Origin of the sequence: Streptomyces flavidovirens DSM 40150, assembly GCF_000429085.1 — a bacterium.
In the GTDB taxonomy this organism is placed as follows: Bacteria; Actinomycetota; Actinomycetes; order Streptomycetales; family Streptomycetaceae; genus Streptomyces; species Streptomyces flavidovirens.
This window is the reverse complement of sequence record NZ_AUBE01000020.1, coordinates 117,629-132,721: the sequence shown is the minus strand read 5'-3', so window position 1 is coordinate 132,721 and position 15,093 is coordinate 117,629. Positions and strand designations below refer to the sequence as shown.

General features: G+C 72.2%; 13 protein-coding genes. 9 read left to right on the top strand and 4 right to left on the bottom strand.

The genetic code is table 11. From position 1 onward, the window contains the following. The first annotated feature begins 40 nt into the window (after positions 1-40). The 6 genes from G412_RS0123470 to G412_RS0123445 all read left to right on the top strand — a co-directional run bounded on the left by G412_RS0123470 (position 41) and on the right by G412_RS0123445 (position 4,777). Positions 41-862: a helix-turn-helix domain-containing protein gene (locus G412_RS0123470; RefSeq protein ID WP_028814225.1), complete on the top strand. Its 822-nt coding sequence runs from the start codon at positions 41-43 to the stop codon at positions 860-862. A gap of 116 nt (positions 863-978) precedes the next feature. Then, complete coding sequence (rimO, locus tag G412_RS0123465) at positions 979-2,481, top strand: 30S ribosomal protein S12 methylthiotransferase RimO (RefSeq protein ID WP_028814224.1); 1,503 nt, start codon at positions 979-981, stop codon at positions 2,479-2,481. Then, positions 2,478-3,131 carry a CDP-diacylglycerol--glycerol-3-phosphate 3-phosphatidyltransferase gene (gene pgsA / locus G412_RS0123460; protein WP_028814223.1) on the top strand — a complete coding sequence of 218 codons (654 nt, stop codon included), beginning with the start codon at positions 2,478-2,480 and terminating at the stop codon, positions 3,129-3,131. Before rimO ends, pgsA begins: the two co-directional genes overlap by 4 nt. Positions 3,132-3,151: 20 nt before the next feature. Beyond that, positions 3,152-3,676, top strand: a complete 525-nt coding sequence (locus G412_RS0123455; RefSeq protein WP_028814222.1) for a CinA family protein — start codon at positions 3,152-3,154, stop codon at positions 3,674-3,676. A gap of 94 nt (positions 3,677-3,770) precedes the next feature. After that, positions 3,771-4,151, top strand: a complete 381-nt coding sequence (locus G412_RS0123450; RefSeq protein WP_028814221.1) for a helix-turn-helix domain-containing protein — start codon at positions 3,771-3,773, stop codon at positions 4,149-4,151. Between the two features lie 155 nt (positions 4,152-4,306). Beyond that, on the top strand, positions 4,307-4,777 hold the full coding sequence (locus tag G412_RS0123445) for a Dps family protein (protein ID WP_028814220.1): 471 nt from the start codon (positions 4,307-4,309) through the stop codon (positions 4,775-4,777). Positions 4,778-5,280: 503 nt separating this feature from the next. Here the strand turns inward: G412_RS0123445 and G412_RS0123440 are convergent. From G412_RS0123440 to G412_RS0123430, 3 genes are all read right to left on the bottom strand, one after another. After that, positions 5,281-6,045 carry an SDR family NAD(P)-dependent oxidoreductase gene (locus G412_RS0123440; RefSeq protein ID WP_028814219.1) on the bottom strand — a complete coding sequence of 255 codons (765 nt, stop codon included), beginning with the start codon at positions 6,043-6,045 and terminating at the stop codon, positions 5,281-5,283. Between the two features lie 83 nt (positions 6,046-6,128). Next, positions 6,129-6,926 (bottom strand): Fpg/Nei family DNA glycosylase, encoded by a 798-nt coding sequence (locus G412_RS0123435; RefSeq protein ID WP_028814218.1) that lies wholly within the window; start codon positions 6,924-6,926, stop codon positions 6,129-6,131. 534 nt (positions 6,927-7,460) lie between these two features. Then, positions 7,461-12,095, bottom strand: a complete 4,635-nt coding sequence (locus G412_RS0123430; protein ID WP_028814217.1) for an ATP-dependent helicase — start codon at positions 12,093-12,095, stop codon at positions 7,461-7,463. 91 nt (positions 12,096-12,186) lie between these two features. On the opposite strand from G412_RS0123430, the gene G412_RS0123425 reads away from it, so the two are divergent. Genes G412_RS0123425 through G412_RS0123415 form a run of 3 tightly spaced genes read left to right on the top strand, consistent with a single transcriptional unit; the run spans position 12,187 to position 14,121 of the window. After that, positions 12,187-13,056 (top strand): helix-turn-helix transcriptional regulator, encoded by an 870-nt coding sequence (locus G412_RS0123425; RefSeq protein WP_425274503.1) that lies wholly within the window; start codon positions 12,187-12,189, stop codon positions 13,054-13,056. 10 nt (positions 13,057-13,066) lie between these two features. After that, positions 13,067-13,816 (top strand): AzlC family ABC transporter permease, encoded by a 750-nt coding sequence (locus tag G412_RS0123420; protein ID WP_028814215.1) that lies wholly within the window; start codon positions 13,067-13,069, stop codon positions 13,814-13,816. Beyond that, a complete protein-coding gene (locus G412_RS0123415) occupies positions 13,813-14,121 on the top strand; it encodes an AzlD domain-containing protein (RefSeq protein WP_028814214.1) in 309 nt (102 codons plus the stop codon). The genes G412_RS0123420 and G412_RS0123415 overlap by 4 nt, the downstream gene beginning before the upstream one ends. Before the next feature lie 49 nt (positions 14,122-14,170). On the opposite strand, the gene G412_RS0123410 is transcribed toward G412_RS0123415, so the two are convergent. After that, on the bottom strand, positions 14,171-15,085 hold the full coding sequence (locus G412_RS0123410) for a hypothetical protein (RefSeq protein WP_028814213.1): 915 nt from the start codon (positions 15,083-15,085) through the stop codon (positions 14,171-14,173). Positions 15,086-15,093: the final 8 nt, after the last annotated feature.

Sequence of the window (15,093 nt, the reverse complement as noted above, 5' to 3'; positions counted from 1 at the left end):
TGAACATCCAGCAGGTGGCTCACGCTCGAAAGGCGCCCCCGTGTCCATCGGCAACTCTCCCGAAGACGACCGGCCTTCGTTCGAAGACGACCGGCCCTCGATCGGACGCGCTCTCCAGCAGGCCCGCGTGGACGCGGGTCTGACGGTCGACGAGGTCAGCGGCTCGACCCGGGTGCGCATCCCCATCGTGCACGCGATCGAACAGGACGACTTCAGCCGCTGCGGCGGGGATGTGTACGCGCGCGGACACATCCGTACACTCGCACGCGCCGTCGGGCTCAATCCGGACGCGCTGGTCGCGCAGTACGACGACGAGCACGGCGGACGTCCCGCTCCCACGCCCGCGGCGCCGCTCTTCGAGGCGGAACGGATCCGTCCGGAGGCCCGCCGCCCCAACTGGACCGCGGCCATGGTCGCCGCGATCGTCGCCGTCGTCGGCTTCGTCGGTTTCACGCTCTTCAACGGCAACGACGGCAGCGGCGGCGCCAGGGAGGTCGCGGGTTCCGAGCCCACCACCTCGAAGCCGGCCAAGCCCACCACGACCAAGCCCGCCGACCCCAAGCCCGATCCGTCGGACAGCGCCATCGCGGCGGTCCCGCAGGACCAGGTGACGGTCGCCCTCACCGCCAGGGACCGCAAGAGCTGGATCTCGGCGAAGGACCACAACGGCAGGCTGCTCTTCGACGGCCTGCTGCTCAAGGGCGAGTCCAAGACCTTCACCGACAAGGAGAAGATCGATCTTGTGCTGGGTGACGCCGGGGCGATGCAGCTCTTCGTGAACGGCAAGGAGGTCGGCGACGAGTTCCAGGCAGGACAGGTCGAGCGGCTGACGTACACGAAGGGTGACCCGGAGGTCGGCTGACCTGCACCGGCCCGCACCGGCCTGGGCAGGCCGGTGAGGCCGGGACACGGGGGCGCCGGCCCCCGTGGAACCCCTCGCGGCGGGGGCGCGCGCCGGGACAAAGTAGTCTTGAGCCCATGCCCGAACGCCGCACCGTCGCCCTTGTCACTCTTGGCTGCGCCCGTAATGAGGTGGACTCGGAGGAGCTGGCAGGCCGCTTGGCAGCGGACGGCTGGCAGCTCGTCGAGGACGCCTCGGACGCGGACGTCGCCGTCGTCAACACCTGCGGCTTCGTCGAAGCCGCCAAGAAGGACTCCGTCGACGCCCTGCTGGAAGCCAATGATCTGAAAGATCACGGCAAGACGCAGGCCGTCGTCGCCGTGGGCTGCATGGCCGAGCGGTACGGCAAGGAACTCCAGGAAGCGCTGCCCGAGGCCGACGGCGTACTCGGATTCGATGACTACGCCGACATCTCCGACCGCCTCCAGACCATCCTCAACGGCGGCATCCACGCCTCCCACACCCCGCGCGACCGGCGCAAGCTGCTGCCCATCAGCCCCGCGGAGCGCCAGGACGCCTCCAGCGCCTCCGATGTGGCGCTTCCCGGGCACGCCCAGGACACGCCTCCCGAGGACCTGCCCGAGGGGCTCGCGCCGGCTTCCGGGCCGCGTGCGCCGCTGCGGCAGCGGCTCGGGAACAGCCCCGTCGCCTCCGTGAAGCTCGCGTCCGGGTGCGACCGCAGGTGTTCCTTCTGCGCCATTCCGTCGTTCCGCGGATCGTTCATTTCGCGGCGCCCGTCGGACGTGCTGGGGGAGACGCGCTGGCTGGCCGAGCAGGGCGTCAAGGAGATCATGCTGGTCTCCGAGAACAACACGTCGTACGGCAAGGACCTCGGCGACATCCGTCTCCTGGAGACGCTGCTGCCGGAGCTCGCGGACGTCGACGGCATCGAGCGGGTACGGGTGAGCTACCTGCAGCCCGCGGAGATGCGGCCGGGACTGATCGACGTACTGACGTCCACGCCGAAGGTCGCGCCGTACTTCGACCTGTCCTTCCAGCACTCGGCGGCGGGTGTGCTGCGCTCGATGCGGCGCTTCGGTGACACCGACCGCTTCCTGGAGCTGCTGGAGACGATCCGCAGCAAGGCGCCGCAGGCCGGTGTGCGGTCCAACTTCATCGTCGGGTTCCCCGGCGAGAGCGAGGCGGACCTCGGCGAGCTGGAGCGTTTCCTCACGGGTGCGAGACTGGATGCGATCGGTGTCTTCGGGTACTCCGACGAGGAGGGCACCGAGGCCGTCACGTACGACAACAAACTGGACGCCGACGTCATCGCCGAGCGGCTGGAGCACATCTCGCGGCTCGCGGACGAGCTGACCACCCAGCGGGCCGAGGAACGGCTCGGGGAGACGGTCGAGGTGCTGGTCGAGTCGGTGGACGGTGAGGACGGCGCGGTGGGCCGGGCGGAGCACCAGGCACCCGAGACGGACGGCCAGGTGCTGTTCACCTCGGGCGAGGGGCTGACCGTCGGCCGTATGGTCGTCGCGAAGGTCGTCGGGACCGAGGGCGTGGACTTGGTGGCGGAACCCTGCGAGCTTCTGGGAGGCGACCCCCAGACCCCCGACGAGGAGGCAGGCAGATGACCGGAGTCCCGGCATCCGCTGCGGGTGGAACCGGCGCCAAGCCGGCGCCCGGCGGGAAGCTGGGCGCTGCGGCCGTCAACCAGGCCAGCCTCTGGAACATCGCCAACATCCTGACCATGATGCGGCTGGTGCTGGTGCCCGGCTTCGTGATGCTCATGCTCCAGGACGGCGGGTACGACCCGGCCTGGCGCGCGTGGGCGTGGGCGGCCTTCGCCGTCGCCATGATCACGGACATCTTCGACGGCCATCTGGCCCGTACGTACAACCTCGTCACCGACTTCGGGAAGATCGCCGACCCGATCGCCGACAAGGCGATCATGGGCGCGGCGCTGATCTGCCTGTCGGCGCTCGGGGATCTGCCGTGGTGGGTGACGGGCGTCATTCTCTTCCGGGAGCTGGGCATCACGGTGCTGCGCTTCTGGGTGATCAGGCACGGCGTCATTCCGGCCAGCCGCGGCGGCAAGATGAAGACGCTCATGCAGGGTGTTGCGGTCGGGATGTACGTGCTGGCGCTGACGGGGCCGCTCGCGACGCTGCGGTTCTGGGTGATGGCGGCGGCGGTCGTGCTGACCGTGGTGACCGGTCTTGACTATGTGCGGCAGGCCGTGGTGCTGCGGCGGGCCGGGATCGCGGCGGAGTCGTCACGGTGACGGGTGGGGCTGGTGAAGGTGTGAGTGGTGCCGCTGAGGTGCTGGAGTTGCTGGTGGCACGGGGCGAGACGCTCGCTGTCGCCGAATCCCTCACCGGCGGTCTGGTGGCCGCCGAGCTCACCGCCGTGCCAGGAGCCTCGCGGGCCTTCCGCGGGGCTGTCACGGCGTACGCCACAGAGCTGAAGCGGGACATTCTCGGGGTCGACGCGGCACTTCTGGAGCAGCGCGGGGCCGTGGACCCGGAGGTCGCGCGGCAGATGGCGGCAGGGGTACGGCGCGTACTCGGAGCCGGGTGGGGCATCGCGACCACGGGTGTCGCGGGGCCCGATGCCCAGGACGGGCAGCCCGTCGGGACGGTTTTTGTGGCGGTCGCGGGGCCGGGCGGCGCCGGGAAAGTGGCCCGGTTGAGGTTGAACGGCGACCGGGCGGTAATCCGTATGGAGAGTGTACGAAGGGTACTGACCCTGCTCTTCGGCGAACTGAACGAAAATGCGCGGGCACAGGATACGGAACAGAACGGGGGGAATCGATGTTTGCAGCCCTGAGTGAACACGACATCGCTCCCCGCACGGCCGCAGCGCGAGGCGGTACGGTGGGGCGTGAAGGATGCGGCTACGCGGTCCGAGGAGGGAGCCACCGATGATTCTGCTCCGTCGCCTGCTGGGTGACGTGCTGCGTCGGCAGCGCCAGCGCCAGGGCCGTACTCTGCGCGAAGTCTCCTCGTCCGCCCGAGTCTCACTCGGCTATCTATCCGAGGTGGAGCGGGGGCAGAAGGAGGCTTCCTCCGAGCTGCTCTCCGCTATCTGCGACGCGCTTGACGTACGGATGTCCGAGCTCATGCGCGAAGTGAGTGATGAGTTGTCGCTGGCCGAGCTGGCGGAGTCGGCTGCGAGCGAGCCGGTGCGTCCACCGGTACGCCCGATGCTCAATTCCGTTTCGGTGACGTCGGTGGCAGGTGTGCCACCGGAGCGGGTGACGATCAAGGCACCCGCCGAAGCGGTGGACGTGGTCGCCGCCTGATCGCGGCGATTCAGAGCTGATCCAGAGCTTGTGGGGGAGCCCCGGTGGTCCTGAGGGACCACCGGGGCTCTTTCATGCCCTCGTGTGACCGTTTTAGGTCGTATGTGCCATGGTGGTGGGAACTGTGGAAGGTCGGTTTCCGAGGAGGAAAACGGATGTCTGTCGTGAAGAGCACCCTGCCCGAGGCGGATCTCAAGGCGGTGGGCGAGGCCCTGCAGGGCGCGCTCGTGGACCTGGTGGATCTCGCCCTGGTGGCCAAGCAGGTCCACTGGAATGTGGTGGGGCCGCGCTTCCGGTCCGTACATCTGCAGCTCGACGACGTGGTCGCCACGGCGAGGCTGCACTCGGATTCAGTGGCTGAGCGGGCGTCGGCCCTGGGCGTCAATCCGGACGGGCGGTCCGCGAGCGTGGCGCGTGCGACGGCGATCCGGGAGGTTCCGTCGGGGTGGATCAAGGATGTGGACGCCGTACGCATCCTGGTGGACGCTCTCGGTGTCGTGGTCGGGCGGATGCGCGAGCGGATAGAGGTGACGGCCGAGCCGGATCCGGTGACCCAGGACATCATCATCGGACTCACGGCGGATCTTGAGAAGCACGCGTGGATGTTCCAGGCCGAGAGCGCGTAGGGCGAGCGCAGGCGGCGGGTTGCGCGGGCACGTGCGGTGTCTGGTGCGGGCGGGTGCGCCGGAGTGTGCTTCCGGTGCGCTCTCCCGCCGTGTGACGCGGCCCGCTTAGCGTCGGCCGGAGGAGGCAGCCATGGCATGGCGTGACTTCTGGGGACGACGCGGGGCGGTGCGGGTGTCGGCGTTGGTGCTGGGCGCGGTGTGGTGGTGCGCCGTACTGCGGCTTGCGCTGCTGCCGGAGCGGACCGGAGTGGTGGAGGGCGCGGTGGCGGCGGGCGGCTGGGGGCTGAGCCTGCTGCCGGTGCATGTGGTGTCGGAGGCCGCAGCCGGAGTGGGTTCGGGGCGCCGGCGGAGGCCCGGGCGTACGCCGGGCGCGGAGGGAGGCGCCGGGGCCCGGCTTGCGGGGGAGTTGTGGCGGGGGGCCGGCGGGGCGTGGCGGTGGGGGGCGCGCAGGCGTGGTGCTGGGCGGCGGGGGGCATGGCGGCGGGGGGCACGGCGGTGTGGGGCTACCAGGGCATTGCGACGCCGCCGTTCGGGCGGAGGATCTGGCCCGTCGTGAAGGCGGAGGCGTCCGACGCAAGGTGGAGGACGGCGTGCGCGACGTCCTCGGGCTCGCCGACGCGGCCGAGCGGGGACGCACGGACCAGGGCGGCCTCGGTCCGGTCCTGGAGCGCCGCGTCGCGGCGGTCGGTCATGGGGGTGCGGATCCAGCCGGGGGCTACGGCGTTCACGCGGATGGAGTGGGGGCCGAGCTCCGTGGCGAGCGTCCTGGTGAGCTGTATGACGGCTGCCTTGGCCGTGCTGTAGCAGAGCAGACCGGCGTTCGCCGCGTCCACCGCGCCCGACGCCATGGTGATGATGCTGCCGGGGGTCCTGGTCGCGATCATGGCGCGGGCCGCCTCCTGGCAGGCGTACAGGACGCCCTTGAAATTGATGGCCAGTACGCGGTCGAGGTCCTCGTCGCGGGTCTCCAGGACGGTGCTGCGGTGCATGATTCCGGCGATGGCCGCGAGGATGTCGATCCGGCCGGCAGCGGCGACCGCCTCAGCGAGCCGGGCGCGGTCCGTGACGTCCAGGGGGTGGGGGCGGGCGGTGCCGCCTGCCCTGGTGATCAGGGCGGTGGTCTCGTGCAGGCCGTTCTCGTCGCGGTCCGCGCAGTGGACGGTGGCGCCGGCTTCGGCGAGGAGGAGTGCGCTCGCCCGGCCTATGCCGCTCGCGGCGCCGGTGACGAGTGCGGTGCGGCCGGTGAGGTCGTACGCCTTGAGGGGCATGCGGGGACGGTACGGCCGTAGCTGACGGGGCGTCAACTGGTGGGGTGGTGGGCGGGGCGCCGGGTGGGTGGTGCCCCCCTCTTTCAGGGCGTCGGGCCCGATTGGCAGCGTGGGCACCAGTAGGTGGGGCGGAGACGGCTGCCGTCGCCCTGGTCGGCGTGGCGGATCGTGGCGCCGCAGCGCAGGCAGGGGCGGCCGGCGCGGCCGTACACGTAGAGGAGTGGGGTGGGCGCGCGTTCGCGGAGGGTGGTGCGGCGGCCGAGGCGGTCGCGGTTGGCCTCCAGGAGGCGTTTGGCGGCCGCGACCAGGCGTTCGGGGGCGGGAAGTTCGCGGATGGGCAGCCAGGGGGTGGCGCGGGCGAAGAAGCACAGCTCCGACTTGTAGATGTTGCCGATGCCGGCGAGGTTGCGCTGGTCGAGGAGGGCTTCGCCGAGGGGGCGGTCGGGGGTTGCGAGGAGGCGTCGGAGTGCTTCTTCGGCGTCCCAGTCCGGGCCCAGGAGGTCGGGGCCGAGGTGGCCGACAGCCTGGGCTTCGTCCTCGGTCCGGATGAGTTCGAGTACGGGGAGGCGGTAGCCCACGGCCGTGTGTTCTGCGGTGCCGAGGATGGCGCGGATCTGGTGGGCGGGGCCGCCGCGCCATCGTTCGGCGGGGGCGTAGATCTTCCAGGCGCCGTCCATGCCGAGGTGGGAGTGGAGCGTGAGGCCGCCCCCGATGCGGGCGAGGAGGTGCTTGCCGCGAGGGGTGACGTCCAGGACGGTGCGGCCGGTCAGGTCGGCGGTGGCGAACCGGGGGACGCGGAGGTCGGCGCGGGTGAGGGTGTGTCCGGCGAGGGCGGTGTGCAGGAGCCGGGCGGCCTGCCAGACGGAGTCTCCTTCAGGCATGGGTCCATGATGCGGTGGAGGGGGCGGGAGGTGCGGATTCTTCTGCTGCCCCAGTTGCCTGCGGGGGCAAAGTGGGGTCAGGCCTGGCCGTGGTTCCCTGCTTCGCGGTCTCGGGCAGGGCGAGGCAGGGGGCGGTGTTGGGACTCGCGGAGGCTCAATCGCCGGCCGGGCTCAAAACGGGTCGATGGCGGTGCTGGCCGCCGACCTCGCTTCGAACGCGGCTGACGATGGTGCGGCCGGGAGCTGGGAAAGCGCACTGTGTCGGCGCGCCGGGTGAGGTTATGCCCGGTGCGCCTCTGCGCGCCGTGGGCGGCGCGTTCAAGGCCGCCGCAGCGCGCTTCGCGCTGACCGAGGAGATCAACCGCGACGGTCTCGGCGAGCGGCTGCTTGGCGCCGCTGCCGGACTTCTCGCTCTTCCCGTCCTTCTCGCCGCCTTGGTAATCGGTGAAGGCGTACGCACCGAGCGAAGGCGGGCGCGTCCTCGGAGGAGCCCCGTATGCGGGCGGCGCGCGGGTGGTCGCGGGGGCGGTGGGCTCAAGGGCGGAGGCGGAGGCCGCGGGGAGTGGGGTGGAAGCCCGCTGCCTCCAGGGTTTTGCCCAGGGGGGAGGTCAGGGCTGGGGCGCCGTTGGTGCGTTCCACGGTGACCGTGCCCAGGGCGCCTTGTCTGGCCGCCGTCGCCAGGGCTTCGGCCGCCGCGTTGAGGCGGGGGTCGGAGGCCGACGGGTCGTTCGGGACGGTGGGCCATGCCAGCAGGGTCTTGCCGCCGCGCTCCATGTAGAGGGTCAGCTCGCCGTCGACGAGGACGACCAGGGCCCCGGCCTTGCGGCCGGGTTTGTGGCCGGCGTCGGAGGGCGGTTCCGGCCAGGGCAGGGCCGCGCCGTACGCGTTGGCGGGGTCGGCGGCGGCGAGGACCACCGCGCGGTTCGGGGAATCGGTTTCCGCGCGCTCGCGCGCGGTGGCCGCCGCGCGCAGGCGGTCGACCGCGCCGTCCATCGCGAACTGGGCGGCGCCGAGGCCCTCGACGACGTAACCGCGGCGCGCCTGCCCGCTGTCCTCGAACGCTGCCAGGATGCGGTACGTCGCCGAGAAGCCGCCCTCGACCCCTTCGGCGGCGACCGCGCCGCGCGTGACCACACCGTGCCGGTCGAGCAGGGTGCGGGCGAGCGCGTGGGCGCGGTGGGTCGGGTCGGGTTCGTGGGCGGGGAGCAGGGACCAGCGGCCGGAGACCGTGGGCGGGCCGGTGCGGGAGGCGGGGCGGGCGGCCGCACTGAGGGTGCCGTACCGCCCGCGCGGGACCGTGCGTTTGGCGCGGTGGGCGGTGGAGCCCGCCGTACGGCCCGAGCCCAGGAGGGAGCGCAGCGGTGCGAGGGTGTCGTTGGTGAGGCGGCCCGACCAGGCCAGATCCCACAGGGCATCGGCCAGTTGGGGATCCGTGCAGTCGGGGTGGGTGGTGGCGCGGACCTGGTCGGCGATCTGGCGGAAGAAGAGACCGTACCCACCGGAGAGGGTGGTGAGGACGGACTCGTGCAGCGCGGTCAGTTCGAGGGGGTGCGGCTGCGGGAGGAGCAGGGGCGCCGCGTCGGCGAGGTAGAGGGATACCCAGCCGTCCTTGCCCGGCAACGCACCCGATCCGGCCCAGAGGACCTCGCCGGTGGTGGTGAGTTCGTCGAGCATGGCGGGTGAGTAACCCACGACGCGGGACGGGAGGACCAGCTTTTCGAGCGCGGACGCGGGGACTGAGGCGCCCTGCAACTGCTCCACGGCGCGCACCAGTCCGTCGATGCCCCGCAGGCTGCTGCTGCCCAGGTGCTGCCACTGGGGCAGGAACGTGGCGAGGGCGGCGGGAGGAACCGGTTCGAGTTCATGGCGCAGGGCGGCGAGGGACCGGCGCCGGAGGCGGCGCAGGACCGTCGCGTCGCACCATTCCTGGCCGATGCCGGCGGGATGGAACTCGCCCTGTACGACCCGGCCGTTCGCGGTGAGGCGTTGCAGGGCGCCGTCCGTCACCGCCGCGCCCAGGCCGAACCGGGCGGCGGCCGTGGCGGACGTGAAGGGGCCGTGGGTGCGGGCGAAACGGGCCAGGAGATCGCCGAGCGGGTCCCTGACGGGCTCCGTGAACGCTTCCGGTACGCCGACGGGGAGTGCGGTGCCCAGCGCGTCGCGCAGCCGGCCGGCGTCCTCGACGGCCGCCCAGTGGTCCGCCCCCGCGATACGGACCCGGATGGCCCGGCGGGCGGTCGACAGCGCCTCGGCCCACCCTGGTTCCGCGCCGCGCGCCTCCAGCTCCGTGTCGGTGAGCGGACCCAGGACCCGCAGGAGGTCGGCGACGCCCTCGGTGTCCTTGATACGGCGGTCTTCGGTGAGCCACTGGAGCTCCTGCTCCAGCTCGGTCAGGACGTCGGCGTCGAGCAGCTCCCGCAGCTCCGCCTGGCCGAGCAGCTCGGCCAGGAGCCGGGAGTCCAGGGAGAGCGCGGCGGCGCGCCGCTCGGCGAGGGGCGAGTCGCCCTCGTACAGGAACTGGGCGACGTAACCGAAGAGGAGGGAGCGGGCGAACGGGGACGGCTCGGGGGTGGTGACCTCGACGAGCCGGACGCGGCGGGATTCGATGTCGCCCATGAGCTCGGTGAGTCCGGGTACGTCGAAGACGTCCTGGAGGCACTCGCGCACGGCTTCGAGGACGATCGGGAACGAGCCGAACTCCGAGGCGACCTGGAGCAACTGGGAAGCACGCTGACGCTGCTGCCACAGCGGGGTGCGCTTGCCCGGACTGCGGCGCGGCAGCAGCAGCGCGCGGGCGGCGCACTCGCGGAAGCGGGCGGCGAACAGCGCCGAGCCGCCGACCTGGTCGGTGACGATCTGGTTGACCTCGCCCTTGTCGAACGCGACGTCGGCGGCGCCGAGCGGAGCCTGATCGCTGTCGAACTCCGTGCCCTGCCGGGACGGCTCTTCGCCGAGGAGGTCGAAGCCCATCAGGTCGGCGTCCGGCAGGCGCAGCACGATGCCGTCGTCGGCGTGCATGACCTGGGCGTCCATGCCGTACCGCTCGGTCAGGCGGCTGCCGAGGGCGAGCGCCCAGGGTGCGTGCACCTGGGCGCCGAAGGGGGAGTGGATGACGACGCGCCAGTCGCCCAGCTCGTCACGGAAGCGCTCCACGACGATGGTGCGGTCGTCGGGGACGTGACCGGCGGCGTGGCGCTGCTCGTCGAGGTACGACAGGACGTTGTCCGCGGCCCAGGAGTCGAGCCCGGCCGCCGTCAGCCGCAGCCGGGCGTCCTCGGGCGCGAGGGAGCCGACCTCGCGGACGAACGCGCCGAGCGCGCGGCCCAGTTCGAGGGGGCGGCCCAGCTGGTCCCCCTTCCAGAAGGGCAGCCGGCCCGGTACGCCGGGGGCGGGGGAGACCAGCACCCGGTCGCGGGTGATGTCCTCGATGCGCCACGAGGTGGTGCCGAGGGTGAAGACGTCGCCCACACGGGATTCGTAGACCATCTCCTCGTCGAGCTCACCGACACGGCCGCCGCCCCGCTTGGGGTCGGCTCCGGCCAGGAAGACGCCGAAGAGCCCGCGGTCGGGGATCGTGCCGCCGGAGGTGACGGCGAGGCGCTGCGCACCGGGGCGGCCCGTGACCGTACCGGCGATGCGGTCCCAGACGACGCGGGGGCGCAACTCGGCGAAGGCGTCGGAGGGATAGCGGCCCGCGAGCATGTCGAGGACCGCGGTGAACGCGGACTCGGGGAGCGAGGCGAAGGGCGCCGCGCGGCGGACGACGGCGAGCAGGTCGTCGGCCTGCCAGGTGTCGAGCGCGACCATGGCGACGAGCTGCTGGGCCAGGACGTCGAGCGGGTTGGCGGGGACGCGCAGCGCCTCGATGGAGCCGCTGCGCATGCGCTCGGTGACGACGGCCGACTGGACGAGGTCGCCCCGGTACTTCGGGAAGACGACGCCGGTGGAGACCGCGCCGACCTGGTGCCCGGCGCGGCCGACGCGCTGGAGGCCGGAGGCGACGGACGGAGGTGACTCGACCTGGACGACGAGATCCACCGCGCCCATGTCGATGCCCAGCTCCAGGCTGGAGGTCGCGACTACCGCGGGCAGCCGGCCCGCCTTGAGGTCTTCCTCGACCTGGGCGCGCTGCTCCTTGGAGACCGAGCCGTGGTGGGCGCGGGCGAGCAGCGCCGGGGCGCCCTTGGCGGCGCCCGCCTGCGCCATGAGTTCGGCGGGGGAGTGGTCATCGGGGAGAGGTTCGCCGGTGGCCCGTTCGTACGCGATCTCGTTGAGCCGGTTGCACAGGCGCTCGGCGAGACGGCGGGAGTTCACGAAGACGATCGTCGAGCGGTGGGCCTGGACGAGGTCGGCGATGCGCTCTTCCACGTGCGGCCAGATCGACGGCTTGTCGCCCGCGTCGTCCCCCTTGGCGGGGGCTCCGCCCAGCTCGCCGAGGTCCTCCACGGGGACGACCACCGACAGGTCGAACTCCTTGCCCGATCGCGGCTGGACGATGGCGGCCTGCCGCTGGGGGGAGAGGAAGCGGGCGACCTCGTCCACCGGCCGTACCGTCGCCGACAGGCCGATCCGGCGGGCGGGCCGCGGCAGCAGCTCGTCCAGCCGCTCCAGGGATACGGCGAGATGCGCGCCGCGCTTGGTCCCCGCGACGGCGTGCACCTCGTCCAGGATCACCGTCTCGATGCCGGCCAGGGCGTCACGGGTGGCAGATGTGAGCATCAGGAACAGCGACTCGGGTGTGGTGATGAGGATGTCCGGCGGCTTCGTCGCCAGTGACCGCCGCTCGTTGGCCGGGGTGTCGCCGGAGCGGATGCCGACCCGCACGTCGGGTTCGGTCAGCCCCAGGCGTACGGCTTCCTGGCGGATGCCGGTGAGCGGGCTGCGGAGGTTGCGCTCGACGTCGACAGCGAGGGCCTTGAGCGGCGATACGTACAGCACCCGGCAGCGCTTCTTCGGGTCGGCGGGCGGGGGCTTGGACGCCAGGTCGTCGAGAGCGGCGAGAAACGCGGCCAGGGTCTTCCCGGAGCCGGTCGGGGCCACCACCAGGACGTCGGAGCCCTCCGAGATGGCCTGCCAGGCGCCTTCCTGCGCCGCGGTGGGCGCGCTGAAGGCCCCCGTGAACCAGCCGCGAGTCGCGGGCGAGAAGGAGTCGAGCGCAGTCCTGGACATGTCCCCCATCGTGCACCCGACCACTGACAACGGGCGTCCAGGACATGGACGCGCAGGTCAGCGGCTCGTGGCACGGACGCAGAATGGCCTTATGGCGATGACGCAGGCGCGGAACGCGGACGAGTGGGCGCGACACTGGCAGTACCCGGGGGTCCCCGGCCTCGACCTGCTCCGGGCCCGCTACGTGCGCCACTCGTTCTCGCGGCACAGCCATGAGGGGTTCGTCTTCGGCGCGGTCTTCCGCGGAATCGAGGACGTGGTGATGCCGCAGGGCACGATCAGGGCCCGTCCGGGCACCGTCGTCATGATCAATCCGGAGGTGCCGCACTCGGCCCGCGCGGGCGTGCCCGAGGGATGGTCGTACGCCACCCTGTACCCCTCGGCGCAGGTGGTCGCCGCCATCGCCGAGGAGACGACGAGCCTGCGCGGAACGGCCGGTTTCGCCGAGACCATCGTCGAGGACGCCGACACCGCGCGCCTCATCCGCGCGGTGCACACGGCGGCCGAGGAGGGCAACGCGCTCGCCGCCGACAGCCTGCTGCGTGTCGCCGTGGCCAGACTGCTGCGGCGGCACGGCCAGACGCTGCCCGCACGTACGCCGGCGGCGGCGGGCGCCCGTACGGCGGCGCTCGCGAAGAACCTTCTCGAGGAACGCATGGTGAAGCCCCCCTCCCTGGAACAGCTCGCGAACGAACTCGGGACCGGCCCGTTCGCGCTCCTGCGCGCGTTCAAGTCGGCGTACGGCATGCCGCCGCACACCTGGCTCACCAATGCGCGCGTGCGCAGCGCCCGGCGCCTCCTGGAAGCCGGCACGGCCCCGGTGGAGGCCGCCGCCGCCGTCGGGTTCAGCGATCAGCCGCATCTGAACCGGCACTTCACCCGGATTGTCGGGGTGCCGCCCGGCGCCTATCAGCGGGAGCGCGCAAGAACGTACAAGACGGGTCGTGGCCGCCCGTCGTAGTGTCCCGGACGTGGCAGAACAGACAGCACAGACAGCACCCCCGGCTATACGTACAGAACCAGCCGCGGCCAAACCGGACAGCGCGGTCGTCCGTGACGCGCTCGGCGTGGGCGTCGCCGTCGGACTCTCCGGCTTTGCCTTCGGCGTGACCTCCGCGGGATCGGGCCTCACCCTCCTCCAGACCTGCGCGCTCAGCCTCCTCGTGTTCACGGGGGCCTCACAGTTCGCGCTCGTCGGCGCCCTCGCGGCGGGCGGCAATCCGTTCACCGCCGCCGCGGGCGCCTTCTTCCTCGGCGTACGCAATGCCTTCTACGGGCTGCGGCTGTCCCAGCTGCTGGCCCTGCCCCGATTCGTACGCCCTTTCGCCGCGCACTGGGTGATCGACGAGACCACAGCAGTGACGCTCGCGCAGCCCTCGCGCCGCAGCGCCCGGCTCGGCTTCACCGTCACGGGACTGACCCTGTACGTGCTGTGGAACCTCACCACCCTGGTGGGGGCCGTGGGTGCGGAGGCCCTCGGTGACACCGACGCGTGGGGCCTTGACGCCGCAAGCCCCGCTGTCTTCCTCGCACTGCTGGCGCCCATGCTCCGTACCGGCATGGAACGGGCCGTGGCGGGCCTTGCCGTGCTCCTGGCCGTCGGGTTGCTGCCGGTACTTCCCGCGGGCGTGCCGGTGCTCGTCGCCGCCCTCGCCGCCCCCGCTGTGCTCTGCGTACAGGGCCGCAGGGCAGGCCGCACCGAGAAGGAGGAAGGCCGATGAGCGTCTGGATCGCGATCGGTGCCACGGCCATCGGCTGCTATCTCGTCAAACTGCTCGGCCTGCTGGTGCCGGCGGGGGCCCTGGAACGCCCGCTCGTGAAGCGGCTGGCCGCCCTGCTGCCCGTGGCCCTGCTGGCCGCGCTCACCGCCCAGCAGACGTTCAGCACCGGTCAGCAACTGATGCTCGACGCGAGGGGCGCGGGACTCGCAGCGGCGGCGCTCGCGCTTGTCCTGCGCGCCCCCTTCCTCGTCGTGGTGGGGGCCGCCGTGGTCGTCACCGCCGGTGTACGGGCGGTCAGCGGCTGACGTGCCGTGACGTCCCGCAGCCCTGCCGCGGGACGTCACCACGCCGGTGTCAGCCGATGACGCGTCCGTACGCCCGCAGCGTCAGCAGTGCCCCGATCGTCACGACCGGACGTGACTCAAGGGCCGCCCCCGGCGCCCACTCCCGCCAGCGGATCGGCCAGCCCCCGTCCTCCCGCTGCGCGGCCGCGAGGAAGTCCAGCGAGCGGCTCATCTCCGCGTCGCTGAACCAGCGACGCGCGAGCGATCCCGGCGTACGGGCGTAGTCGTAGGCGAAGTGGTGCTCGCCCGGCGCGTACCCGGCGGCGACCGGCTGCTCCCCGGCCCGCGCCGGGTCCAGCACCACGAGCCGCTGCTCGCGCACCAGCCGGCCGAGCCGGTCCGCGGCGGCCTCGGCCCGCGTCCGGTCGGGCACACCGTCCAGGAAGGCGACCGCCGCCTGGACCTCGTACGGATGGGACTCCTCCAGCGCCTCGACGGCGGCCCAGCAGAAGTCGGTGGCCCTGAAGAGCCACGCGTGCCACACCTCATTGCGGTGCAGCAGCCCCACCACCGGCCCCGTCGCCAGGAGGTCCCCCGGAGGATCGTCGACGACCGGGACGAACGGCGCGGCCGGATAGCCGCGCAGCGAAGGGTGCACCGCGGGCAGCGCCCCCTCCCTCGTCGACACGTCCGACAGATAGCGGCACATCCGCTCCACCCGCGGGCCTTCGCAGCGGCCGATGGAATCGAGGACACGCAGCGCGTGCGCGACGTGCAGCGGCTGGCTCACGGGACCGCGCAGATCTGGTTCCAGCGCGTAGCCGTAGCCGCCGTCCTCACCCTGGTACGGGGCGAGCGCCGTTTCGACCGCGTCGGCACTGCCCTCCAGGAAGTGGTGGGCGAAGTGCCGCTGTTCGAGCACACGGGCCGTCAGCCAGACGAACTGCTCGGCGCGTGCGAGGGGGGATGCTCCGGATCCAGCCATGGAACGAC